Annotated in this window: 20 protein-coding genes and 1 tRNA gene; 5 read left to right on the top strand and 16 right to left on the bottom strand. The window is 63.3% G+C overall.

What is annotated here, in order from left to right; genetic code table 11:
• Nucleotides 1-158 precede the first annotated feature (158 nt).
• Nucleotides 159-1,790 (top strand): ATP-binding response regulator, encoded by a 1,632-nt coding sequence (locus JWV26_RS07265; protein WP_079782648.1) that lies wholly within the window; start codon nt 159-161, stop codon nt 1,788-1,790.
• A gap of 3 nt (nt 1,791-1,793) precedes the next feature.
• Here the strand turns inward: JWV26_RS07265 and JWV26_RS07260 are convergent, their stop codons facing one another.
• A complete protein-coding gene (locus JWV26_RS07260) occupies nt 1,794-2,429 on the bottom strand; it encodes a LuxR C-terminal-related transcriptional regulator (protein WP_079782649.1) in 636 nt (211 codons plus the stop codon).
• Between the two features lie 159 nt (nt 2,430-2,588).
• Here JWV26_RS07260 and JWV26_RS07255 point away from each other — a divergent pair, with 159 nt between their 5' ends.
• Complete coding sequence (locus tag JWV26_RS07255) at nt 2,589-2,747, top strand: YqaE/Pmp3 family membrane protein (protein WP_003084988.1); 159 nt, start codon at nt 2,589-2,591, stop codon at nt 2,745-2,747.
• Between the two features lie 239 nt (nt 2,748-2,986).
• Here JWV26_RS07255 and egtD read toward each other — a convergent pair whose 3' ends face one another.
• The 7 genes from egtD to rpsU form a co-directional block, all read right to left on the bottom strand.
• Nucleotides 2,987-3,949 (bottom strand): L-histidine N(alpha)-methyltransferase, encoded by a 963-nt coding sequence (egtD, locus tag JWV26_RS07250; protein ID WP_074917256.1) that lies wholly within the window; start codon nt 3,947-3,949, stop codon nt 2,987-2,989.
• A 2-nt stretch (nt 3,950-3,951) separates the two neighbouring features.
• On the bottom strand, nt 3,952-5,232 hold the full coding sequence (gene egtB / locus JWV26_RS07245; protein WP_206418716.1) for an ergothioneine biosynthesis protein EgtB: 1,281 nt from the start codon (nt 5,230-5,232) through the stop codon (nt 3,952-3,954).
• A gap of 151 nt (nt 5,233-5,383) precedes the next feature.
• A tRNA-Ile gene (locus tag JWV26_RS07240) sits at nt 5,384-5,460 on the bottom strand.
• Between the two features lie 16 nt (nt 5,461-5,476).
• Complete coding sequence (locus JWV26_RS07235) at nt 5,477-9,211, bottom strand: bifunctional diguanylate cyclase/phosphodiesterase (RefSeq protein WP_206418715.1); 3,735 nt, start codon at nt 9,209-9,211, stop codon at nt 5,477-5,479.
• Between the two features lie 155 nt (nt 9,212-9,366).
• Nucleotides 9,367-11,214, bottom strand: coding sequence for an RNA polymerase sigma factor RpoD (gene rpoD, locus JWV26_RS07230; protein ID WP_074917243.1), 1,848 nt, complete (start codon nt 11,212-11,214; stop codon nt 9,367-9,369).
• 67 nt (nt 11,215-11,281) lie between these two features.
• On the bottom strand, nt 11,282-13,282 hold the full coding sequence (dnaG, locus tag JWV26_RS07225; protein WP_196459406.1) for a DNA primase: 2,001 nt from the start codon (nt 13,280-13,282) through the stop codon (nt 11,282-11,284).
• Nucleotides 13,283-13,428: 146 nt separating this feature from the next.
• Entirely contained in the window at nt 13,429-13,644 is a 216-nt protein-coding gene (gene rpsU, locus JWV26_RS07220; protein WP_003290642.1) for a 30S ribosomal protein S21, read from the bottom strand.
• 203 nt (nt 13,645-13,847) lie between these two features.
• Here rpsU and tsaD point away from each other — a divergent pair, with 203 nt between their 5' ends.
• The gene (gene tsaD, locus JWV26_RS07215; protein ID WP_079782656.1) at nt 13,848-14,873 is read left to right on the top strand and encodes a tRNA (adenosine(37)-N6)-threonylcarbamoyltransferase complex transferase subunit TsaD; all 1,026 of its coding nucleotides are present in this window, start codon (nt 13,848-13,850) and stop codon (nt 14,871-14,873) included.
• Between the two features lie 56 nt (nt 14,874-14,929).
• Here the strand turns inward: tsaD and plsY are convergent, their stop codons facing one another.
• Complete coding sequence (gene plsY / locus JWV26_RS07210) at nt 14,930-15,499, bottom strand: glycerol-3-phosphate 1-O-acyltransferase PlsY (RefSeq protein ID WP_024309705.1); 570 nt, start codon at nt 15,497-15,499, stop codon at nt 14,930-14,932.
• A gap of 75 nt (nt 15,500-15,574) precedes the next feature.
• Between plsY and folB the strand changes: the two genes are divergently transcribed.
• Complete coding sequence (folB, locus tag JWV26_RS07205) at nt 15,575-15,931, top strand: dihydroneopterin aldolase (RefSeq protein ID WP_206418714.1); 357 nt, start codon at nt 15,575-15,577, stop codon at nt 15,929-15,931.
• Nucleotides 15,922-16,455 carry a 2-amino-4-hydroxy-6-hydroxymethyldihydropteridine diphosphokinase gene (gene folK, locus JWV26_RS07200; RefSeq protein ID WP_206418713.1) on the top strand — a complete coding sequence of 178 codons (534 nt, stop codon included), beginning with the start codon at nt 15,922-15,924 and terminating at the stop codon, nt 16,453-16,455. The genes folB and folK overlap by 10 nt, the downstream gene beginning before the upstream one ends.
• A gap of 130 nt (nt 16,456-16,585) precedes the next feature.
• Here the strand turns inward: folK and JWV26_RS07195 are convergent, their stop codons facing one another.
• From JWV26_RS07195 to apaG, 7 genes are all read right to left on the bottom strand, one after another.
• Nucleotides 16,586-17,824 carry a multifunctional CCA addition/repair protein gene (locus tag JWV26_RS07195; RefSeq protein ID WP_206418712.1) on the bottom strand — a complete coding sequence of 413 codons (1,239 nt, stop codon included), beginning with the start codon at nt 17,822-17,824 and terminating at the stop codon, nt 16,586-16,588.
• A gap of 57 nt (nt 17,825-17,881) precedes the next feature.
• A complete protein-coding gene (locus JWV26_RS07190) occupies nt 17,882-19,447 on the bottom strand; it encodes a SpoVR family protein (protein WP_072425026.1) in 1,566 nt (521 codons plus the stop codon).
• A gap of 10 nt (nt 19,448-19,457) precedes the next feature.
• Nucleotides 19,458-20,729 (bottom strand): YeaH/YhbH family protein, encoded by a 1,272-nt coding sequence (locus tag JWV26_RS07185; protein WP_206418711.1) that lies wholly within the window; start codon nt 20,727-20,729, stop codon nt 19,458-19,460.
• Nucleotides 20,730-20,959: 230 nt separating this feature from the next.
• Nucleotides 20,960-22,882, bottom strand: coding sequence for a PrkA family serine protein kinase (locus JWV26_RS07180; RefSeq protein ID WP_074917222.1), 1,923 nt, complete (start codon nt 22,880-22,882; stop codon nt 20,960-20,962).
• 283 nt (nt 22,883-23,165) lie between these two features.
• Nucleotides 23,166-23,495: a thiosulfate sulfurtransferase GlpE gene (gene glpE, locus JWV26_RS07175; RefSeq protein WP_079782660.1), complete on the bottom strand. Its 330-nt coding sequence runs from the start codon at nt 23,493-23,495 to the stop codon at nt 23,166-23,168.
• A 38-nt stretch (nt 23,496-23,533) separates the two neighbouring features.
• On the bottom strand, nt 23,534-24,352 hold the full coding sequence (locus JWV26_RS07170; protein ID WP_074917218.1) for a symmetrical bis(5'-nucleosyl)-tetraphosphatase: 819 nt from the start codon (nt 24,350-24,352) through the stop codon (nt 23,534-23,536).
• Nucleotides 24,352-24,732, bottom strand: a complete 381-nt coding sequence (gene apaG / locus JWV26_RS07165) for a Co2+/Mg2+ efflux protein ApaG (protein WP_021488768.1) — start codon at nt 24,730-24,732, stop codon at nt 24,352-24,354. The genes JWV26_RS07170 and apaG overlap by 1 nt, the downstream gene beginning before the upstream one ends.
• Between the last annotated feature and the right edge of the window lie 7 nt (nt 24,733-24,739).

The raw sequence follows: 24,739 nt of genomic DNA, 5'->3' as shown, positions 1-24,739 counted from the left end.
CGAGGCGTTGCCCGGATTCTAGGAATGGCTGGGGGCGCACGAAATAGTACGGGTGTACTAGTGCCTCTTTGCCTGCCAACCAGTTCCTTGCGCCGGCCGCAAGCTCCGGCCTAAGGTGCCGACACCACAACATGAGCTGTAATCAGCAGGGAAACGTCATGTCCGGGACTGTCTTCGCCGCGTATGACACCGAACGCGCCCAGGCCGGGGTGCGGATGATCTTCATGTCGGTCGCGGCCTGCTACATCGTGATCCTCTACCATCTGTCGCTGATCGACCCGGCGCTGGTATGGAAGATCTTCCTCCTGGAGTGCGTCTTCAGCGTCGTCGCCACGCTGATCTGGTTCGATATCCGGCGGCGTCCGGGTAACCATCGTGGGCGCCGCCTGATCACCATGCTCACCGACTACGCCGGCATCGCGGTGACCATGGCGCTTGGCGGCGCAGCCATGCTGCCGGTCTATGCGATTCTGCTGTGGGTCACCATCGGTTATGGCTTGCGCTACGGTTCCGGCTACCTGCTGCTGGCCACCCTGATGGCGCTGCTGTCGCTGAGCGTGGCCGCCAGCCTGTCGGCACACTGGCAATCGCAGCCCTACCTGATCGTCACGCTGCTGCTCACCACCCTGCTGGCGCCGGCCTACATGCACGCCCTGCTCAAGCGTTCGCGCCAGGCGGCCGAGGCCGAGCAGGCTGCCAACCGGGCCAAGTCGCAGTTTCTCGCCCAGGCCAGCCACGACCTGCGTCAACCCATTCATTCCATCAGCCTGTTCACCGCCTGCCTGCGCGACAGCAGCCTGGGCACCGAGCAGCGGCGCCTGGTGGAGAACATCGATAAATCACTGCACAGCGTCGCACGCCTGTTCCGCACGATTCTCGATATGTACTCGCTCGACAGCGGCAAGGTGGTGCCGCAACTGGAGTCGCTGGAGCTGCGCAGCCTGCTGCAGCAACTCATCCATCAGAATGCCGAGGCGGCGCGTTGGGCCGGGGTCGAGATGCGCCTGCGTTGCCCGCCGCTGCATGTGCGGGCCGACCCGGTGCTGCTCACCACCATGCTGCAGAACCTGCTGTCCAATGCCCTGAAATACGCGCCGGGCAAACCGCTGTTGATCGCCTGCCGCCGTCGTGGGCCAGGCGTTGCCATCGAGATCTACGACAAGGGGCGCGGCATCGCCGCCGACCATCTCGACAGCGTCTTCGAGGAGTTCTACCGCGTGCGCCAGGAGCGAGACAGCGATGTCGAGGGAATGGGCCTCGGCCTGGCCATCGTCAGGCGTCTGGGAGCGTTGATGGACATGCATGTGAGCATTCGCTCCGTGGAGGCACGCGGCACACGGGTGGTGATCGACGGCCTGCAGCGCGTCGAGGCACCGCGCGAGATGTCCACCGCCAAGGGCGTTGGCCTGCAGGCACCGCGCATGCTCGATGGCTTGCGCGTGTGCCTGATCGAAGATGACCAGAACGTACTGCTGGCCACCGCAACCTTACTGCAGAAGTGGGGCTGCGAAGTCGCCACCTTCAGCACGCTGCCCGATGCCTCTGCGCATTTCGATCTGGTGGTGACGGACTTCGACCTCGGCACCGAAGCGTCGGGGGCCGACTGCATCCAGCATGTGCGGCGCAGCAGTGGGCGCAAGGTACCGGCGATCATCATGACCGGACACGACGTGCGTCGTGTGCAGGAGCAGGTGGGCGACAGCGATATCCCGATCCTGTCGAAACCGGTACAGCCCGCCGAGCTGCGTTCGCTGTTGGTGGCCTTGAAACTCAAGCTCAAGGCCGCGTGATGCTCACACCAGCCCGGCTTTGGCACCTTTGGCGGCGGCCGCTGCGCGGGTGCTGACATCCAGCGTGCGCAGCAGCGAGGACACATGGATGCGTACGGTAAAGGGCGAGATCGCCAGCTCGCGGGCAATTTCCTTGTTCGACAGACCACGCACCACCAGCCGCAAGACCTCCTGCTGACGTGGCGTCAGTTGCTCCAGCAGATGACGGTCCTCGGCGAAGGCCGGTACGCCGGCAGGGCCCAGGGTCAGGACGAACTCCCCGGCGCGCACGGCCAGCAAGGCATCGGCGATTTCATCCGGCGGCGTCGCCTTGCCGATGAAGCCGTCCGCACCTGCCGCCATCACTTCATCGATCAACTCGCGGTTGTCGACCATCGACACGATCACGATCGAGCTGCGCGTAAACGTCTGACGCAGCGCGCTGATGGCCTGCGGCGACTGGCCGGGGAACAGCAGGTCGAGCATGAACAGGCTTGGCGCCGTGCCGGCTTGCGCCAGGCTCAGCACTTCATCCATGTCTCCGGCTTCCACAACGCACGCCTGGGGGAAGACGCGCTGGGCGATACGACACAGGCCATCGCGGAAAACCGGATGATCGTCGGCGACGATGATGCGTTCTTGTGGTGATTGTTCGGACATACTGGGCGCTTCCATCCTGGCGCCAGACTAAGGTCATATCCCTGGCGGCGCCAGCGTCTGGTTCTCAGTATCGCCGCTGGCTTGGTCGCCCCGAGTGAACTGCAAGGCGCCAGCCGCAGTCTGTTCAGGTACCCCTTATGGAATGTAAAGGAGTACCGCATGGACCTTATCCGCATCCTCATCGCCATCCTGCTGCCACCGCTGGGCGTGTTTCTCCAGGTCGGTTTCGGCGGCGCGTTCTGGCTGAACATCCTGCTCACCCTGCTCGGCTACATCCCCGGCATCGTCCACGCGGTGTACATCATCGCCAAACGCTGAGGCGCTATTGGCTGATGTGTTTGGGCAAGCGGCGCCGAGCGCTGCTCGCGTAGGGTGGGTTAGCCGCCTGTGACATTGCCGATCAACTCGCAGTGTCGGCTGCGGCGTAACCCACCATCGGCGCAACGCCGTCCATCGTCTGGTGGGTTACGCGGCGCACCACCTTCATCTGCGTCTGGAATACTCGGTATTCGGCGCCGCTAACCCACCCTACGCTACGGTGGGTTTTTCGCCGTCCTTCATTCCCTCCGCAAAAAATGCACGCTGAACAGCTGCGCCGGGTCGCGCCACATGGCGACCGAGGCGAAGCCGCATGCGCCCGCCAGATCACGAAAGCCGCTCGGCGTGTACTTGTAGGAGTTCTCCGTGTGCAGAGTCTCGCCAGCGGCGAAGTCGAACACGCGGTCCTCGATGCGCACTCGCTGCGCCTGCCGGCTGACCAGATGCATCTCGATGCGCGACTCGGCTTCGTTGTAGAAGGCCCTATGCTGGAAGCGGCGCGGGTCGATGTCGCTGTGCAGCTCGTTGCGAATGCGCTCGAGCAGGTTGAGGTTGAACAGCGCAGTCACCCCGGCCGCATCGTTGTAGGCGCGCTCCAGCACCTGGCGGTCCTTGACCAGATCCACGCCGATCAGCAAGCCACTGCCTGCCGGCAGTGCCTGATGCAGGTTGCGCAAAAAGGCGCGGGCCTGATCCGGGTCGAAGTTGCCGATGCTGGAGCCGGGAAAGAACGCCAACGGCCGTTGCCCCAGCGCTTCGGCGGGCAGCTTCAAGGGTTGGCTGAAGTCGGCGCACAGCGCGTGCACATCGAGCCAGCGATAGTCGGCCGCCAGGCGACGGGTGCTGCTATGCAGAAACTCGCGGGAGATATCGATGCCCAGGTAACGCGCCGGGCGCAGGGCTTCGAGCAGCAGGCGGATCTTGCGGCTGGCGCCGCTGCCCAGCTCCACCAGGCTGGCGTTGCGCCCGGCCAGCTCGGCGATATCGCTCGCCGCCAGACGCAGAATGGTTTCCTCGGTGCGCGTCGGGTAGTACTCCGGCTGCAGGCAGATCAGCTCGAACAGCTGCGAGCCGCGATGATCGTAGAAGAACTTCGGTGACATCGCCTTCGGGCTGGCCGCGAAGCCACGCAGTGCTTCCTCGCGCAGCGACTCCAGTTCCGGGCTGATCGACTGTTCGTGGGTACGGATTGCCAATGCCATGCTCAGAGCTCCTTGGCCAGGCGCAGGCCGGAGAACTGCCAGCGCATCGTGGGGTAGAAGAAGTTGCGACAGGTGGGGCGCACGTGGTCTTCAGGCGTGGCGCAGCTGCCGCCACGTAGCACCATCTGCCCGGACATGAACTTGCCGTTGTACTCACCCAGGCTGCCGCCCAACGGCCGAAAGCCGGGGTAGGGCCGATAGGCGCTGGCGGTCCATTCCCAGACATCGCCATAGAGCTGCTGCAGGCCATCACCCGCGCCCGCCGCCACCGGCTGCAGGTGATCGTTCTCGACGAAGTTGCCCCACAGCGGTTCGTCCTGCGCGGCAACCTCCCATTCCTCTTCGCGTGGCAAACGCGCCTGCGCCCAGGTGGCGAAGGCCTCGGCCTCGAAGTAGCTCAGGTGGCAGACCGGCGCATCCAGATCCAGCTCGCGCGGCCCGCCCAGGGTCAGCTCCAGCCAGTCGTCGCCCTCGCGCAGCCAGTACAGCGGTGCCTGCCAGCCGGCGCGCTGGATAAGGTCCCAGCCGTCCGCCAGCCACAACGCCGTGCTGCAATAACCGCCATCGCGGATGAACTCTAGATACTCGCCATTGCTCACCGGTCGGCTGGCGAGCTGAAAGGCCTCGACGAACACCCGGTGGCGCGGCCGCTCGCAGTCGAAGGCAAAGCCATTACCGGCATGGCCGACATGCCGTAGCCCGGCGGGAAACTCGACCCAGCGCAGCTCGCTTGCGGCTGCGCCGCCCGGCTTTAGGTCGTGACGATAGACCGGTCGCAACGGGTTCTGCGCCAGGATGTGCTTGATATCCATCAACAGCAGCTCCTGATGCTGCTGCTCGTGCTCCAGCCCCAGCTCGACCCGTTGCAGCACCTCGTCGGCAAGGTCGCCGCCTGACTGGAGCAACTGCGCCATGGCCAGGTCGACATGGCTGCGATAGGCGTACACCTCGCTTACCGTCGGCCGCGACAACAACCCGCGCCGCGCACGCTCGAAGGGCGTGCCATGGGTCTTGTAGTAGGAATTGAACAGATGGTCGTAGCGCTCATCCAGCGGGCGATAGCCCGGCAGAAAAGGCTGCAGCACGAAGGCCTCGAAGAACCAGGTGACATGCGCCAGATGCCATTTCGGCGGGCTGACGTCCGCCATGCTCTGGATCACATAGTCCTCGGCCTCCAGCGGCTCACAGAGCCGCTCGCTGGCAGCGCGCACCCGCTGGTAACGCTGCCATAGTTGTTCGAGGTGCGGCGGTGAAACGGCGATCCTGCTGGTGCGGTCTCGCATAACACGCATCCTTTGCTGGCGCCGCGAAGCGCGACGGTACTTAAAGCCGACTGGGCTAAAGGGGCAAAGGTTCAGGAAAAAATTAGGGACTGCGAAACGCAGCTAACAGAAGCGAGAAATACGAAAGCCGCGCAATGCGCGGCTTTGAAGGTGGTGGGCCCACACGGACTCGAACCGTGGACCAAAGGATTATGAGTCCTCTGCTCTAACCAACTGAGCTATAGGCCCCCAGAAGGCCGGCGGATTATACCGGCGCGCTATCGCCAGCGCCAACCGCTTGACCTGGTGGGAGAAATTTCCGGGTGAAGGCCTCGGCGGAAAGCGGGCAACTGACCACGTAGCCCTGGATTTGCAGGCAGCCTTCGGCGGCCAGGCAGAGTTCCTGGGCCTTGGTCTCCACGCCTTCGGCGATCACCGTCAGTTGCATGCTGTTGCCAAGGGCGATGATGGCGCGGGTGATCGCCAGGTCGTGCGGGTCGTCCGGCAGGCCACGGACGAAGGACTGGTCGATCTTCAGCACGTCCAGCGGCAGGCGCTTTAGGTAGCTGAGTGAGGAGTAGCCGGTGCCGAAGTCGTCGATGGCCAGTTGCACGCCGAGCTGTTTGAGGCGGTGGAGGATGTCCAGCGCTTCGCCGGCCTGGTTCATGATGAAGTTCTCGGTGATCTCCAGTTGCAGCAGCTCCGGCGCCAGGTTGTATTGCTGCAACAGTGCGCTGATGCGCGGCAGCAGGCTGGGCTGGTGCAGCTGGGCGCCGGCGAGGTTGACCGAGAGGGCGCCGAAGCCGTGGCCGCTTTCCTGCCAGTCCTGCAGTTGGCGGCAGGCTTGTTCCAGCACCCAGTCGCCCAGCGGCAGGATCAGTCCGCTTTCTTCGGCCACCGGGATGAAGCGGTCCGGCGGGATGTCGCCGAACACCGGGTGCGGCCAGCGTACCAGCGCTTCGGCGCCGACCAGACTCTGGCTGCGCAGGCAGAACTTGGGCTGGTAGTGCAGGCACAGTTCGTCGCGCTCCAGGGCGCGGCGCAGTTCTTGTTCCATGGCCATGCGCTCGTTGACCTGGAAGGTCAGCGAGCGGGTATAGAACTCGCTGCGGTTACGGCCCTTGGCCTTGGATTGGTACATGGCCGCGTCGGCGTTCTTGACCAGGGTGGCGACGTCGAGGCCGTCCTTGGGGTAGAGGCTGATGCCGATGCTGGCGCTGATGAAGAACTCGTGGTTGTCGAGCTGGAACGGTGCACCGAAGCATTCGAGCAGTTTCTGCGCGACCTGTTCGGCGTCTTGCGGCTGGTGCAGGCCGGGCAGCAGGATGATGAATTCGTCGCCGCCGAGACGGGCCACGGTGTCGATATCGCGCAGCTGCAGTTTCAGGCGCGCGGCGATGGCCTTGAGCAACTGGTCACCGACCGGGTGGCCGAGGCTGTCGTTGATCTGCTTGAAGCGGTCGAGGTCGAGAAACAGCACGGCGCCCAGTTGGTCGTCGGCGCGTGAGCCATCCAGGGCGCTGCGCAGACGGTTCTCGAACAGCAGGCGGTTGGGCAGGCCGGTCAGCGGGTCGTGGTGGGCCTGATGATCGAGGCGTGCCTGGGCATGCTTGAGGCTGGAGATGTCGGCGAATACCCCGACGAAGTGGGTGATCTGGTTATCGCAGTTGCGCACGGCGCTGATGGTCAGCCATTCGGGGTACAGCTCGCCGTTCTTGCGCCGGTTCCAGATTTCCCCCTGCCAGTGGCCGTTGGCCGCCAGGCTGTGCCACATGGCGGCGTAGAAGGCGTTGTCGTGCTGGCCGGAGGAGAGCAGGTTGGGACGCTGGCCGAGAGCTTCGGCCTCGCTGTAACCGGTGATCTGGGTAAAGGCGCGGTTGACCGCGGTGATGCGCTGTTCGAGGTCGGTGATCAACACGCCTTCGGCGGTGCTTTCGAAAACGGTGGCGGCTTGTTGCAGTTCTTCCTGCATCTGCTGGCGTTCGGTGATGTCGCGAGCGATGGTCAGCAGGCACTCGTCGCCGCCGATGGGCAGCGGCTGCGCGGAGAGTTCGCAGAGGCGCAACTGGCCGCTCTTGGTGCGCACCGGGGCGATCAGGTCGCGCACGCTGCCTTGCTCACGAATGCGTTGCACCAGGCGTTCACGATCTTTCGGGTCGGCCCAGATGCCTAGGCTGAGGGTGCTTTGTTCGGCAATCTCGCCGAGGCTGTAGCCGGTGATGCGGCTGAAACCTTCGTTGGCCTCCACCAGCAGGCCGTCGCGCAGACGGGTGATCAGCAGGCCATCGGGCGAGGCGTGGAAGGCCTTGGCGAACTTCTCTTCGGAAATCTGCAGTTGCTGCTGGGTGCTCTTGAGCTGACTGATGTCGCGCACCACCACGACCAGTGCCAGGGTGTTGTCGAGCATGAACTGACTGGCCGAGATGAGGCCGGTGAACAGGGTGCCATCGGCGCGGCGGAAGGGGATTTCCAGGTTGCGCAGGCTTTCGTCCTGCAGACGCAGCAGCAAGCTCGGGCCGATGCCAGGCACGCCCCATAGATCGAGTTCGGTGGCGGTCTTGCCGATGGCCTGCTCGACGCTGATGCCGGTCTGTTCGGTGAAGGCGGTGTTGACCTCCAGCAGCACGCCGTCGACGCGTCGAGCAATGATCAGGATGTCCGGGCATTGTTGGAACACCGAGGCGAACTTCTGTTCCGACAGGCGCAGTGCCTGCTCGGTCTGCTTGGCGTCGCTGATGTCGACCATCACACCGCGAATCACCTGGCGGTCGTCGCGTTGCAGCAGGGTGACGATGTCGCGCACCCACACCGTGCGCCCGTCGGCGGCGAGCAGGCGGTATTCCAGGGCGTGGTCGTTGCCGGCCGAGCATTTTTCCAGGCAGGTGCGCAGGGTGCGCTGGTGATCGTCCGGGTGCAGGTGGCGCTGCCAGAAGCCGGGCTCCAGCCATTCGTGCAGGGGATAGCCCAGCAATTTTTCCGCATGGGGCGAGACGTAGGTGTAGGTCAGCCCGCTGGACTCGGTTTCCCAGGTGATGGCCGAGAGGCTTTCGACCATGTCGCGAAAGTGCTGCTCGCGGTTACGCAGTTCCTGCTCCAGCGCTTCACGGTTGCGCATCTCGCGTTTCAGGCGGCGGTTGATGCGCAGGATGATGGCGATGACCGTCAGCAGGCCGAGCAGGGCTGGCAGGCCGTAGAGCAGGGTTTCGTGCCAGATGCTGCGTTTGTCCAGCACGCTGCCGACCCAGGGTTCCTGCAAGGCGGCGATTTCTTCGGCGCTGAGCTCGGCGAAGAGTTTGTCGAGAATGCTGACCAGCATGCTCTGGCCGCGCGGGGCGGCCATGGCCAACTGGTAGCGATAGGGCGTCTCGCCGCTGATGTAGACGCCGTCGAGCTTGAGCTGGCGTAGGCTCCAGACGCTGGAGGCAAGATCACCGACCATGGCATCGACCTGGTTGGTCGCCAGCGCCTGCAGGGCGGCGGCGACGTTGCGCAGCGGCAGCAGGTTGAGATCGGGGTGTTGCTGGCGCAGCAGCTCGTGCGGGGCGTAGTCAGCCACCACGGCAATCTTCAAACCGTACAGCTCATTGAGCGTTCTCGGCTGCGGCCCGCCGTTGCGGGCGAGGATGACGATGGGAAAGTCCAGGTAGGGGCGGGTGAAGATCAGGTATTCCTGGCGTTCGGGTGTCGACATCACGCCGGGGAGCAGGTCGACCTGGCCCATGCGCGCCTGCTCCAGTATCGCGCTCCAGTTACTGGGCTCGACGGGTTGCAGCGTCACGTCAAGACGCTCTTCGATCAGCCGTACATAGGCGGCGGTCAGGCCGTGATAGTTACCCTGTTCGTCACGAAACTCGAAAGGGGGCCAGGATGCATCGACACCCAGGCGTAGTTCGGGGTGTGCTGCCAGCCAGGTGCGCTCGTCCTCGTTGAGTGTCAGGGCTAGGGCCGGGGTCATCCAGTACGCCAGGCACAACAGCACAATGGCCGGCAAGCGGGGCATAACGGCCTCGTTTCGCGATCAGTATCGTCGTAGTGTAGATCGGCCATTGCCGGGATGGCAGTTTGATTGCAGCGTCTGCGCTGCCTTTGGCTGGCGAGTGAGCGGGCACACGGCCCAGAAAGCAAAACCCCCGGCCTGGGCCGGGGGTTCTGGTATCACTCGTCGAGGAAGGAGCGCAGATGCTCGCTTCGCGTCGGGTGGCGCAGCTTGCGCAGCGCCTTGGCTTCGATCTGACGGATACGCTCACGGGTGACATCGAACTGCTTGCCCACTTCCTCGAGGGTGTGGTCGGTGTTCATGTCGATACCGAAGCGCATGCGCAGGACCTTGGCTTCACGGGCAGTGAGGCCGGCCAGCACTTCGCGAGTGGCTTCCTTGAGGCTTTCGACCGTGGCTACGTCGATCGGGGACTGCATGGTGCTGTCCTCGATGAAGTCGCCCAGGTGCGAGTCTTCGTCGTCGCCGATCGGGGTTTCCATGGAGATCGGCTCTTTGGCGATCTTCAATACCTTGCGGATCTTGTCCTCGGGCATTTCCATGCGCTCACCCAGCTCTTCCGGAGTGGGCTCGCGGCCCATTTCCTGGAGCATCTGACGGGAGATGCGGTTGAGCTTGTTGATGGTCTCGATCATGTGCACCGGGATACGGATGGTGCGCGCCTGGTCGGCGATCGAGCGGGTAATCGCCTGGCGAATCCACCAGGTGGCGTAGGTCGAGAACTTGTAGCCGCGACGGTATTCGAACTTGTCCACCGCCTTCATCAGGCCGATGTTGCCTTCCTGGATCAGGTCGAGGAACTGCAGGCCGCGGTTGGTGTACTTCTTGGCGATGGAGATGACCAGACGCAGGTTGGCCTCGACCATTTCCTTCTTGGCGCGGCGAGCTTTCGCTTCACCGATGGACATGCGCCGGTTGATGTCCTTGATCTCGGCCAGGCTCAGGCTGCACTCGGCTTCCAGATCGGCCAGCTTCTGCTGGCAGCGCTGGATGTCGCCCTGCAGGTTGCCCAGGGCTTCGGCGTACTTGGCCTTGCCCTTGGCCAGGTCGGCGGCCCAGTCCATGTCGATTTCGTTGCCCGGGAACAGGCGCAGGAAGTCGGCACGCGGCATGCGCGCATCACGTACGCACAACTGCATGATGGCGCGTTCTTGCGCACGCAGACGGTCTAGGGCGTCGCGCACCTGGGTGACCAGGGCGTCGTACTGCTTGGGCACCAGCTTGATCGGCATGAACAGCTCGGCCAGGGTGGCCAGCTCTTCGGTGGCCTGCTTGCTGCCACGACCATGCTTCTTCAGCGCCTTGAGGACTTTGTCCTGCTGCTCGGCCACGGCGGTGAAACGGCGAGCCGCTTCTTCCGGGTCCGGGCCGCCATCGCCTTCTTCTTCCTCGTCGTCGCCGCTCTCGTCTTCTTCTTCGTCGTCGCTTTCTTCAGCGGCGGCGCCTTCCTTGACGGGAACGGGGGCGGCGGCTTCGTCAGGCACGCTGCCGTCATCCGGGTCGATGTAGCCACTGAGGACTTCGGCCAGGCGGCCGCCCTCGGTGGTGACGCGGGTGTACTCGGCGAGGATGCCGTCGACGGTGCCGGGGAAGTGAGCGATGGCGCTCATGACTTCGCGGATGCCTTCCTCGATGCGTTTGGCGATTTCGATCTCGCCTTCGCGGGTCAGCAGTTCCACGGTGCCCATTTCGCGCATGTACATGCGCACCGGGTCAGTGGTGCGGCCGATATCGGTCTCGACGGCGGCGAGGGCGGCAGCGGCTTCTTCGGCTGCAGCCTCGTCGGTGTCGGCATCGGCCAGCATCAGGGCGTCTGCATCCGGAGCACTCTCGTGTACCGGGATCCCCATGTCATTGATCATGCGGATGATGTCTTCCACCTGCTCAGGATCTGAAATGTCCTCAGGCAAGTGGTCGTTGACCTCTGCGTAAGTCAGATACTTCTGCTCACGACCCAGGGTGATCAACTCTTTGATACGAGATTGCTGCTGCGCTTTTACGGACATAACACCCTATCCACTGAAGGTCTTGGCGGGCTGAAAACAAGCCGAGGATTATACCTCGGTTTTGGCTTTAGGCGCCAGTTGGGGACTTGCTGCTCTGCGAGGAGGTCAGGCTGTAGTGCTCTCTGAGCAATGTCTTTTCCTCGTCTGTGAGCTCGCTGGGGCTTTTATGAATGATGCTGCGGAGCGCCTTTTCACGCCGCCTCTGCGATTGACTATTTGCAAGTGTAGTAATGGTGTCGAAAAACTGCTGTTCAAGGTTGTCGCCCTGGATCAGCCATTCCTTCTCCGCCAGCGCCCGCAGCAGGCGACCTTGTTCGGTGCCGTGCCAGCGGGCGATCAGTTGCAGCGAACGCAGGTTGGGCGTTTTCTGCAGGGCACCGACCAAGGCCACGAGAAGCTGAGCGTAGGTGTCGTCTTCGTCGGCGAAATGACTGACATCTTCGACCTTCTGCGCCAGGTGCGGATGGTGCAGCAACGTGCGCAGGGCGATCAGGTGTGGTGATTCGACGCTCACGGCAGTGCGCGGGGCACGTGGGGCGAAATCGCCCTTGCCCTTCTTGTTCCACTTGCCGCCGCCATCTTTTTTCCAGCCGCCCTTGCCGCCTTCGTTGCTGCGCTCGTAGTGCTGCTGGGGCGGTGCGGGCTGCTCGTAACCGCCGACATCCGGCAGGTTGTCGTAGTAGGCGCTGTCGGGGATGTCGCCGTAGTCCGGGTAATCGCTGCTGGGCGCCTGACTGGTGGTGCTCGGCGCGTGACTGCGCGGTGCACTGGCGACCTGGCTCAGCGCTTCGCCGGAAAGGCCGGTGATCTCACTCAGGCGCTGACGCATCAGGGCGCGCAGGTTGTTGCCGGGAATCTTGTCGATCAACGGCGCGGCCAGGGTCACCAGGTGTGCCTTGCCTTCCAGTGAGCGCGGGTCGGCTTCTTCGCACAGCTGTTGGAAGAAGTAGTCGGCCAGCGGTTGCGCGTGCTGGTTGATGCGTGCGCGGAAGGCGTCGGTGCCTTCGGCGCGCACCAGGGTGTCCGGGTCTTCGCCTTCGGGCAGGAACAGAAAGCGCGCGCGGCGACCGTCCTGCAGGCTCGACAGGGTGGACTCCAGGGCGCGCCAGGCGGCGTTGCGCCCGGCAGCGTCGCCGTCGAAGCAGAACAGCACGCTGGGCACGATGCGGAACAGGCGCTTGAGGTGCTCTTCGCTGGTGGCCGTACCCAGGGTCGCCACGGCATTGCGCAGGCCCTGCTGGGCCAGGGCGATGACGTCCATGTAGCCTTCGACCACCATGATCTCGTCGAGATCGCGGTTGTGCTTGCGCGCCTCGTACAGGCCGTAGAGCTCCTGGCCCTTGTGGAACACGGGGGTTTCCGGCGAGTTGAGGTACTTGGGCTTGTCGTCGCCCAGCACGCGGCCGCCGAAAGCGATCACCCGGCCGCGACTGTCGCGGATGGGGAACATGATGCGGTCGCGGAAGCGGTCGTAGCGCCTGCCATTCTCGGCGTTCTCGATCAGCAGGCCGGCGTCGATCATGACCTTCTGCTGCAGGGCGTCGGCGCCCAGTTGCTTGAGCAGGTTGTCCCAGCCGGGCGGGGCGAAGCCGATGCCGAAGTCGCGGGCGATTTCGCCGGTCAGGCCGCGGCCCTTGAGGTAGTCCACCGCGTATTTGCGCTGCGGATGGCTTTTCAGCGCCTGGCGATAGTGCTCGGCGGCGGCATTGAGCAGCGGGTAGAGCGGTGAGTCGACCGGCTGTCTGGGTTTGTGTCCGCGGCCGCTTTCTTCGCGCGGCACGTCCATGCCGGCGCGTTTGGCCAACTCCTCGATCGCCTGGGGAAATTCCAGTTGATCGTGGTCCATGACGAAGCCGAGGGCGTTGCCACCGGCGCCGCAGCCGAAGCAGTAGTAGAACTGTTTGTCCGGGCTGACGGTGAAGGAGGGGGTCTTTTCCTTGTGGAACGGGCAGCAGGCGCTGTAGTTCTTGCCGGTCTTCTTCAGCTGGATGCGCGAACTCACCACATCGACGATGTCGGTGCGGTTGAGCAGGTCATCGATGAAGGATTGCGGTATCAGGCCGGCCATAGGCGCTCAGCATACTGCCCGGCGCAAGCGCGGGACAACGATGGGTAGAAAAGCAAAAACTCCGCTCACTCGCTAAGGTGCGAGGCGGAGTCTTTCAAATGCAATGCCCGGCCAGGGCCGGGCATTCGAGCGCTGCGTGTACGGTATTAGTACAGGCGGACGCTGCGACGCTGTTCGCGCTGCACTTTCTTGGCGTGACGCTTAACAGCGGCAGCGGCCTTGCGCTTACGCTCAGCGGTCGGCTTTTCGTAGAATTCGCGGCTACGGACTTCAGCCAGTACGCCGGCTTTTTCGCAGGAGCGCTTGAAACGACGCAGGGCTACGTCGAAGGGTTCGTTCTCTTTAACTTTGACGGCTGGCATCCAGGTCGTACCTTCGTTAATTACCGGTGTTCAACGCGCTCCCGGCAAATGGCTCGGGTTGCGTCGGTTTTTAAGGGTTGCGGATGTTACCCCCTCGAGCCGAGGAATGCAAAGGCCTCTGATCGAAAAGCGCTGGCCGCTCCGCCGGGCGGCGCTTATCATGCGCGCCTTTGTTCCACGCGGCAAATCAAGGCTCAAGCTCCATGCTCGTACTGGGATTGGAAACCTCCTGCGATGAAACCGGCGTCGCGCTCTATGACAGCGAGCGCGGCCTGCTGGCTGACGCCCTGTTCAGCCAGATCGACCTGCATCGCGTCTACGGCGGCGTAGTGCCGGAACTGGCCTCGCGCGATCACGTTAAGCGCATGCTGCCGCTGATCCGCCAGGTGCTGGGTGAGGCGGGCAAGCAGGCCAGCGATATCGACGCCCTGGCCTACACGGCAGGCCCCGGCCTGGTCGGCGCGCTGCTGGTTGGTGCCTCCTGCGCCCAGGCGCTGGCCTTTGCCTGGGGCGTGCCGGCCATCGGCGTGCATCATATGGAAGGTCATTTGCTGGCACCCATGCTGGAAGAGCAGCCTCCAGCCTTTCCGTTCGTCGCCTTGTTGGTGTCCGGCGGCCACACCCAGTTGGTGCGAGTCGATGGCATCGGCCAGTACCAGTTGCTTGGCGAGTCGCTGGACGATGCCGCCGGTGAGGCCTTCGACAAGACCGCCAAGCTGATGGGGCTGAATTATCCGGGCGGCCCGGAAATCGCCAAGCTGGCCGAGCAGGGCACGCCGGGGCGCTTCGTCTTCCCGCGGCCGATGACCGATCGCCCGGGGCTGGACTTCAGTTTCAGCGGCCTCAAGACCTTTGCGCTCAATACCTGGCAGCAATGCCGCGACAGCGGTGACGACCTCGACCAAGCCCGCCGCGACATCGCGCTGGCCTTCCAGCAGGCGGTGGTTGAGACTCTGACCATCAAGTGCAAGCGCGCGCTCAAGCAGAGCGGGCTGAAAAGCCTGGTCATCGCTGGTGGCGTGAGTGCCAACAAGGCGCTGCGTGAGCATCTGGAGCGCATGCTGGGTGAAATGAAGGGCAAGGTGTTCTACGCGCGTCCGCGTTTCTGCACCGACAACGGCGCGATGATCGCCTACGCCGGTTGCCAGCGTTTACTGGCCGGGCAGCATGAGGATCTGGCGATCAAGGTGCAGGCGCGCTGGCCGATGGAGTCGCTGCCGGCGATTTAACGAGTCGAGGCTCTGTAGGAGCGGCTTCAGCCGCGCTTTGCAGTCCGACCGGTTGCTTAAAAACGCCGCTCGCGGCCGGCGAACAGATCGCGCAGATTGCTGCGGTGACGCCAGACAATCAGCCCGGTGAGTACGCAGGCCGGCAGCAGGGCCGCCGGTTGTTGCCAGGCCAGCAGCGGTAGCGTCAGCGGTGTGGCGATCAGCGAGGCCAGCGAGCTGGTGCGGGTCAGCAGAAATACCAGGGCCCAGGCCGCCAGGGCGAGCAAGGCCGCCGGTGGGTAGAGGCCGAGTAGCATGCCGGCGGCAGTGGCCACGCCCTTGCCGCCACGAAAACGGAAGTACAGCGGGTAGAGATGGCCGACGACGGCCGCCAGGCCGATCCAGGCCTGCTGGTGCAGGCTGAGGCCGAGCAGCTTGGCGATGAGGATGGGCAGCAGGCCTTTGAACAGGTCGCCGATCAGCGTCATCACGGCGAGCTTCTTGCCGGCCACGCGCAGCATGTTGGTGGCGCCGGGGTTGCCCGAGCCGCTGGCGCGCGGGTCTGGCCCGCCAGCGAGGCGGCTGAGCAGGATGGCGAAGGACAGCGAACCGAGCAGGTAGGCAAGGATTGCCAGAAGCCAGAACATGGTGGCCATTCCAGGGCATGGGGTGGCCCGATTCTAACGAGGTGCAGCGCCCTTGTCGTGGCGCGGAGAGTGCGGGTGGACAGAGTATTTATCGAGGGGCTGGAAGTCGACACGGTGATCGGCGCCTACGATTGGGAGCGCGAGATTCGCCAGTGCCTGCGCCTGGACCTGCAGATGGCCTGGGACAACCGCCCCGCCGCCGCCGGTGATGACCTCAACCTGGCGCTCGACTACGCCAGCGTGTCCACGCGCATCCAGGCCTTCGCGGCCGAGTCGCAGTTCATTCTGGTCGAGACCTTCGCCGAACGCCTGGTGCAGACCCTGATGGAAGAGTTCAACATTCCCTGGATGCGTCTGAAGCTGACCAAGCCCGGCGCGGTGCCAGACGCTCGCGGTGGCGTGGGCGTGGAGATCGAGCGCGGATGCCTCTGACTCGGGTCTTTCTCGGCCTCGGCAGCAATGTCGAGCGCGAGGCTCACCTCACCGCCGGTCTCGATGCGTTGGCGGGGCTGCTCAGCGACATGCGCTGCTCGCCGGTGTTCGAGAGCCATGCGGTGGGCATCAAGAGCGGTAACTTCTTCAACCTGGTGGTGGTCGGTGAGACGGACCTGCCGCTGTTGGAGCTGGACCGCCGGCTGAAATTCATCGAAGCCGACAATGGCCGCTACGCGCCGGACCGCAAGGGTTTGCCGCTGGACATCGACGTGCTGCTGTATGGCGAACAGGTCGGCAACTTCAACGGCCTGATCCTGCCGCGCGCGGAAATTCTCAAGAACGCCTTCGTGCTCTGGCCGCTGGCACTGTTGGCGCCGCAGCTGCAGCACCCGGTTGCTGGCCGCTCGTTCGCCGAGCTGTGGGCCTCCGCGCAGATCGATCAGCAGTTATGGCCGGCGGCCTTCCAGTGGCGTGGCACCGAGCTGACGCCGGCAGAGCTGCTGCAGACGCATTCGGTCTAGCTGGCTGCGGCCAGGCCTTTGTAGGGTGCGCCGCGCGCACCACGGTTACCGGTACGCGCACGGCCCTGCGACACCCTGCGGTTGTAGCCCGGATGAGACCCGGGACTTGCGTCGGGTGCTACCCCGGATTTCATCCGGGCTCTGTTGTTTGCTGTTCCTTATAGGCCTTGAGTGCCTTCAGGCGCTCGCGATTGAGCGCCTCGCCCAGCTCTGCACCCTTGAATCCCTTCTCCAGCAACGGTTTGACCGGTACCTGCCGCGCTACCTCGGCTGCGCCCAGCAGGTAAGCGGCTTGTGGATAGTCGCGCCGTTCCAGGCCCTGGCGCCCGCGGGCATCCATCTCGCAAGCGGCGACGAATTCGGCGAAGCGCTGCGGGCGGCGGAACACGTCGAAGCGTTGCAGCAGTTCCAGTAGCGTCGAGGGACGCAACTCCAGCGCGCGATGGCCATGGGTATGAAACTCACCGACCAGCATTGCCAGTTCGGCGCAGTCACGGGGTGCTTTGCAGCGTTCGTTGATGGCCTGGATCAGGCGCAGGCCTTTTGGCTCGTGAGCGATATGCCGCGGCCACTCATCCTCGGGCGTCAGGCCTTTGCCGACGTCATGCAGCAGGCTGGCCCAGCGCACGTTCAGCGGCTGGTCGTGCTCCGCACACTGGCGCAGCACGCTGAGCACATGCACGCCGGTATCGATTTCCGGATGGTGTGCCTGCGGTTGCGGCACACCGAACAGATCGTCCACTTCCGGCAGCAGGGCGGCCAGCGCGCCGCAGTCGCGCAGCACCTGGACGAACACATCCGGGCGCGGCTCCATCAGGGCGCGGGAGATTTCCTTCCAGCTGCGTTCGGCGGTGAGGTGGGCCAGTTCGCCTGACTCGGCCAACTCACGCATCAGCATCAGGGTTTCTGGCGCGACGCTGAAGCCGAGCGGTGCATAGCGCGCGGCGAAGCGGGCCACACGCAGGACACGCAGCGGATCTTCGGCGAATGCCGGGGAAACATGGCGCAGGATGCGGGCTTCAAGATCCTGCTGGCCGTTATAGGGATCGATCAGGTTACCCTGGTCGTCCTCGGCCATGGCGTTGACGGTGAGGTCGCGGCGGATCAGGTCCTGTTCCAGGGTGACGTCGGGGCTGGCATGGAAGGTGAAGCCGCCATAGCCGCGCCCGCTCTTGCGCTCGGTGCGGGCCAGAGCATATTCCTCGCCCGTTTGCGGGTGCAGGAACACCGGAAAGTCGGCGCCCACCGGGCGGTAGCCGAGTTCGAGCATCTGCTCGGCGCTGGCGCCGACCACGACCCAATCCACTTCACTGACGGGGCGGCCAAGCAGGCGATCGCGCACGGCACCGCCGACTTTGTAGATCTGCATGTATGTTCCTCCACTGAGCGCAGAGGATACCGAAGAACGTGTCGAGCGCGCAGGCGATCAAATCGGCGGAATGATCAGGTCCAGCCTCGGGTACTCGCTGTCGTTCTCCGAGCTGCCGCGTGGTGGTACATGCTGGGTGGTGATCAACTGGTCGCCTTGGCAGACCTCCAGATGAATGTCGAAGCCCCACAGCCGGTGCAGGTGCTTGAGCACTTCGCCGGTGGAGTCGCCCAATGGTTTGCGGTCGTGCTGCTGATGGCGCAGGGTCAGCGAGCGGTCGCCGCGGCGGTCGATGTTCCAGATCTGCACGTTGGGTTCGCGGTTGCCCAGGTTGTACTGCGCGGCGAGTAGTTCGCGGATGGTGCGGTAACCCGGTTCGTCATGAATGGCCGGCACCAGCAGTTCGTCCTTCTGGTCGTCGTCGAGAATGCCGAACAGCTTGAAGTCGCGAATCACCTTGGGCGAGAGGAACTGCAGGATGAAGCTCTCGTCCTTGAAGCTGTTCATGGCGAACTTGAGCGTGGTCAGCCAGTCGCTGCCGGCGATGTCCGGGAACCAGCGTTTGTCCTCTTCGGTGGGGTTTTCGCAGATACGGCGGATGTCGCGGTACATGGCAAAACCCAGGGCGTAGGGATTGATACCGCTGTAGTAGGGGCTGTCGAACGGCGGCTGGTAGACCACGCTGGTGTGCGACTGCAGGAACTCCATCATGAAGCCGTCGGTGACCAGGCCTTCGTCGTATAGATCGTTCATCAGGGTGTAGTGCCAGAAGGTGGCCCAGCCTTCGTTCATCACCTGAGTCTGGCGCTGCGGGTAGAAGTACTGGGCGATCTTGCGCACGATGCGGATCACCTCGCGCTGCCAGGGCTCCAGCAAGGGCGCGTGTTTTTCCAGAAAATAGAGGATGTTTTCCTGCGGTTCGGCGGGGAAGCGCTTGCTGTCCTTCTCGCTGCCCTTGTCTGCGTTCCTGGGAATGGTGCGCCACAGGTCGTTGATCTGCTTCTGCAGGTGCTCTTCGCGATCTTTCTGCCGGCGCCGTTCTTCCTCGGCGGAGATGGGGTAGGGGCGTTTGTAACGGTCGACGCCGTAATTCATCAGCGCGTGGCAGGAGTCGAGCAGCTCCTCCACCGCATCGATGCCGTATCGCTCCTCACACTGCATGATGTACTGCTTGGCGAACACCAGGTAATCGATGATAGAGCTGGCGTCCGTCCAGGTACGGAACAGGTAGTTGCCCTTGAAGAAACTGTTGTGGCCGTAGCACGCGTGGGCGATCACCAGTGCCTGCATGCAGATGGTGTTTTCCTCCATCAGGTAGGCGATGCAAGGATCGGAGTTGATCACGATCTCGTAGGCCAGGCCCATCTGCCCGCGCTTGTAGCCTTTTTCGGTGGAAAGGAAATGCTTGCCGTATGACCAGTGATGGTAGCCAAGCGGCATGCCCACCGAGGCGTAGGCATCCATCATCTGCTCGGCGGTGATCACTTCGATCTGGTTGGGGTAGGTGTCCAGCGCATAGCGCTCGGCGATGCGGGCGATTTCCTTGTCGTACTGGCGGATCAGGTCGAAGGTCCACTCCGATCCGGTGGAGATCGGCTCGCGCTTTCTGCTGCTGGCATTCATGGCTTGGCCCTCAACTCACCAGGCGACGCTGGAACAGTTCGCGGAACACCGGGTAGATGTCCGCGGCGGACACCAGTTGCTGCTGGGCGAAGCTGTCGGCGAAGGCTTCGGCCACTTGTTCGTACTCGAACCACAACGCCTGGTGTTCGCGTGGGGTGATCTCGACATAGGTGAAGTACTGCACGAACGGCATGATCTGGTTGATCAATATATCCCTGCATACCGGTGAATCGTCATTCCAGTTGTCGCCGTCCGACGCTTGGGCGGCATAGATGTTCCACTCGTTGATCGGGTAGCGCTCGGCCATGACTTCCTGCATCAGCTTCAGGGCGCTGGAAACGATGGTGCCGCCGGTTTCGCGGGAGTAGAAGAACTCCTCCTCGTCCACTTCCTTGGCACTGGTATGGTGGCGGATGAAGACCACGTCGATCTTGTCGTAATTGCGCTTGAGGAACAGGTACAGGAGGATGAAGAAGCGTTTGGCGACGTCCTTGGTGGCCTGGGTCATGGAGCCGGAGACGTCCATCAGGCAGAACATCACCGCCTTGGAGCTGGGATTGGGCTGCTTGGTCAGCAGGTTGTACTTGAGGTCGAAGGTGTCGAGAAACGGCACACGATGGATGCGCGCGCTGAGGCGTTCGATTTCCTCCTGAATGGCCTGGATATCGCCGAAGTTGTCCGGCTCTTCCCGGCGCAATCGCTCCAGTTCGGCCTTGGCGTCGCGCAATTTGGCGCGGCTGGAACCAGACAGGGCGATGCGCCGCGCGTGGGCCGAACGCAGGGTGCGCACGATGTTGATGCGCGAGGGGTTGCCCTCGTTGCTGATACCGGCGCGCACGGTCTTGAAGGTTTCCGCACCGGTCAGGTGGCGCTTGACCAGATTGGGCAACTCCAGGTCCTCGAACATGAAATCGAGGAATTCCTCCTGGGTGATCTGGAACACGAACTCGTCCATGCCTTCGCCGGAGTTGCTCGCCTTGCCACTGCCGCGCCCACCACCGCCGCCTTGTGGTCGTGGGATGCGTTCACCGGTGGTGAATTCCTTGTTGCCGGGGTGGACGATGGTCTGCTTGCCGCCGCGGCCATGATGCAGCACCGGCTCATCGATATCGCGACCGGGAATGCTGATCTGCTCGCCGTGCTCCATGTCGGTGATGGAGCGCCGGCTGACGGCTTCCTCCACCGCCTTCTTGATGTGTTCACGGTAACGCCGCAGGAAGCGCTGGCGGTTAACCGTGCTCTTGTTCTTGCCGTTGAGGCGTCGGTCGATCACGTAGCTCATGACATCTCCTTCGAACCTGCTCAGAGTCTGCTGCGCGTCGGCCCTGCTGCGTTGAAAACAGTTTCGGACTGCTCATTTATCGCTCGTAAAGTCGAACGCGACTCCGACCGGTCCTCACCTGTTTTCGCCTGGCAGCGCTCTAGCACGCGAGACTTTGAACAGGTTCTTGCCCGCCCGTGGCCACGGGCGAGCAGCGAATGACACGGCGCGCGCCGCGCGCCGGGTAGGGCTTACTGAGACTTGCGAACCCGCAGGTACCACTCCGACAGCAGGCGCACCTGCTTCTCGGTGTAGCCGCGCTCGACCATGCGTTTGACGAAGTCGTTGTGCTTCTGCTGATCCTCCTTGCTGCCCTTGGCGTTGAAGCTGATGACCGGGAGCAGATCCTCGGTGTTGGAGAACATCTTCTTCTCGATGACCACGCGCAGCTTCTCGTAGCTGAGCCAGGTGGGGTTCTTGCCGTTGTTGTTGGCGCGGGCGCGCAGCACGAAGTTGACGATCTCGTTGCGAAAATCCTTCGGGTTGCTGATGCCGGCCGGTTTCTCGATCTTCTCCAGCTCCTCGTTGAGCGCCACGCGGTTGAGGATCTCGCCGGTCTCCGGGTCGCGGTACTCCTGATCCTGAATCCAGAAGTCGGCGTACAGCACGTAGCGGTCGAAGATGTTCTGCCCGTATTCGCTGTACGACTCCAGATAAGCGGTCTGGATTTCCTTGCCAATGAACTCGATGTAGCGCGGCGCCAGGTATTCCTTGATGTAGCGCAGGTAGCGCTCGCGCACCTCGGCAGGGAACTGCTCCTGCTCGATCTGCTGCTCCAGCACGTACAGCAGATGTACCGGGTTGGCGGCGATCTCGTGCGGGTCGAAGTTGAACACCTTGGACAGGATCTTGAAGGCGAAGCGGGTCGACAGGCCGTTCATGCCCTCATCGACACCCGCGCTGTCGCGGTACTCCTGAATCGACTTGGCTTTCGGGTCGGTGTCCTTGAGGTTCTCGCCGTCGTAGACGCGCATCTTCGAGTAGATGTTGGAGTTCTCCGGTTCCTTCAGGCGCGACAGGGTGGAGAACTGGGCAAGCATCTTCAGGGTGTCCGGCGCGCAATGGGCCCTGGCCAGCGAGCTGTTGATCAACAGCTTGTCGTAGATCTTGATCTCGTCGGTCACGCGCAGGCAGTAGGGCACCTTGACGATGTAGATACGGTCGATGAAGGCCTCGTTGTTCTTGTTGTTGCGGAAGCTGTGCCACTCGGACTCGTTGGAGTGGGCCAGCAGGATGCCGCTGTAGGGAATCGCGCCGAGGCCTTCGGTGCTGTTGTAGTTGCCTTCCTGGGTAGCGGTCAGCAGCGGGTGCAGCACCTTGATCGGCGCCTTGAACATCTCGACGAATTCCATCAGGCCCTGGTTGGCGCGGCACAGTGCGCCCGAGTAGCTGTAGGCGTCGGCGTCGTTCTGCGGGTATTCCTCCAGCTTGCGGATATCCACCTTGCCGACCAGGGCGGAGATGTCCTGGTTGTTCTCGTCGCCCGGTTCGGTCTTGGCCACGGCGATCTGGTTGAGGATCGAGGGGTACAGTTTGACCACGCGGAACTGGCTGATGTCGCCGCCGAACTCCTGCAGACGCTTGGTGGCCCAGGGCGACATGATCGAGTTGAGGTAGCGCCGTGGGATGCCGTAATCCTCTTCGAGGATGGCGCCGTCCTCGGTGGCGTTGAACAGCCCCAGGGGCGACTCGAATACCGGTGAGCCCTTGATGGCGTAGAAGGGTACCTTCTCCATCAGTTGCTTGAGCTTTTCGGCCAGCGAGGATTTACCGCCGCCTACCGGACCGAGCAGATAGAGAATCTGCTTCTTCTCTTCCAGGCCCTGAGCGGCATGGCGGAAGTAGGAGACGATCTGGTCGATGCACTCTTCCATGCCATGGAAGTCGGCAAAGGCCGGATAACGGCGGATGACCTTGTTGGAGAAGATGCGTGACAGCCGTGAATCGCTGGAGGTGTCCAGCAGTTCCGGCTCGCCAATGGCCATCAGCAGGCGCTCGGCCGCAGTGGCGTAGGCGCTGCGATCCTGTTTGCACAGTTCGAGGTACTCCTGCAGCGAGTACTCCTCCTGGCGGGTCGCCTCGAAACGTTGTTGGAAGTGACTGAAAATGCTCATGACTTCACCTCGCTCGATGCTGAAAGCTGGCTCGGGATCGGTCGTGCGTGCAGGTGCTGGGTAACTCCGGCTCCGAAGAAGTCGGGAACAATCCCCCAAAACCTAAAAGTCGTTACCGATGGCCCGATGCCGGTTTGCCGGCTCTACCTTCAGTGGGATGGCCTGAGTAACAGAATAGTTCGTTCTGCAGAGCGTCAAGGGCGAGACAACGATAACGGGATGTTACCGTACGTCGGGAAGTGGCGGCAGGCCAGAGCGGACGCGGCTTGCCGCGTGAAGAAATTTATTCTTCGGAACTTTGCGCGGTCTCGCTTGGGTAGGTGGCGCGCCATAGCTCGAAACCGCCGTCGAGGCTGTACACCTCGGAGAAACCCTGACCGACCAGGTAGGCTGCGGCGCTCTGGCTGGAGTTGCCGTGGTAGCAGGAGACGATCAATGGCGCGTCGAGGTCGGCGTGGCTGATGAAATCATGCAGCGAGTGATTGTCCAGGTGACGCGAGCCGCTGATATGACCATTGGCGAAGCTCTGCGGGTCGCGAATGTCGACCACGACGGCGCCCTGGGTGCGCAGCTCCTGCGCCTGTTGTGGGGAAATACGCTTGAATTCGCTCATGTTCGCAGACCTTTGGATTCGTGGTGCGCCTCGGGCGCTTATGCCTTGGGGCAGGTGCAGCGGTGCAGTGCTCCGCTGTCGACGTCGAGCAGGGTCATCGCACCGCCCCAGACGCAGCCGGTATCCAGCGCGTAGAGGCCGGGTTCCGTGCAGTTGCCTTCCAGCGCTGCCCAGTGACCGAAGATGATCTTCTCGCCGCGCATCTTTCGCTGCGGGTGGCTGAACCAGGGGGCGAAGCCTGGCGGTGCGCTGCCGACGCCTTCCTTGCTCTTCAGATCCAGCATGCCATCTGCCGTGCAGAAGCGCATGCGGGTGAAATAATTGGTGATCACCCGCAGGCGGGTGACGCCGTGCAGTTCCTTGTTCCATTTGGCCGGTTCGTTGCCGTACATGCCGTCGAGAAATAGCGGTAGACGGGCATCGTCACGCAATGCTTCTTCGACTTCGGCTGCGCGGCGCAGTGCCTTGCTCAGCGTCCATTGCGGCGGGATGCCGGCATGCACCAGGGTCACCTTGCGTTCGGCGTCGTGGTGCACCAGTTTCTGCATGCGCAGCCAATCGAGCAGATCGTTGCGGTCCGGCGCATCGAGAATCTCGCGCAGGGTATCGCCCTTCTTCAGACGCTCGATGTTGTGCGCGACAGCCAGCAGGTGCAGGTCATGGTTGCCCAGCACACAGGTGATCGCATGGCGAATGGAGTAGAGAAAACGCAGGGTTTCCAGCGACTGCGGGCCGCGGTTGACCAGATCGCCGACCAGCCACAGCTGGTCTTGCGCGGGATCGAAGGACACTTGCTCGAGCAGACACTTGAGCGGTTTGAGGCAACCCTGCAGGTCGCCGACGGCATACACCGCCATCAGTGAAGGGCTCCCGGTACGGCCAGGCGGAAGGGCGCGATAGTCGCGTCGAAGCGTTTGCCGTCCTCGGCGAGCATCTGGTAGCTGCCCTGCATGGTGCCGACCTGCGTGGCCATTACCGTGCCGCTGCTGTAGGTGTGGCTGGCGCCGGGAGCGATATGCGGCTGCTGGCCGATCACCCCGGCACCACGCACTTCCTGCACGCGGCCGTCGCCGTCGGTGATGACCCAGTGACGCGACAGCAATTGGGCCGGTAGCTCACCGTTATTGACGATGGTCACGGTGTAGGAGAACGCGTAGCGGTTCTGCTCCGGCTGCGATTGCGCAGCCAGGTAGCGGGTGGTGACACTGACGTCGATCTGATAGCGAGGGTCGGACATGCACATG

The sequence above is a fragment of the Ectopseudomonas toyotomiensis genome, assembly GCF_017167985.1.
Classification (GTDB): domain Bacteria; phylum Pseudomonadota; class Gammaproteobacteria; order Pseudomonadales; family Pseudomonadaceae; genus Aquipseudomonas; species Aquipseudomonas toyotomiensis.
Note: the sequence above shows the minus strand (reverse complement) of the source record. Positions and strands in the feature narration are given on the sequence as shown.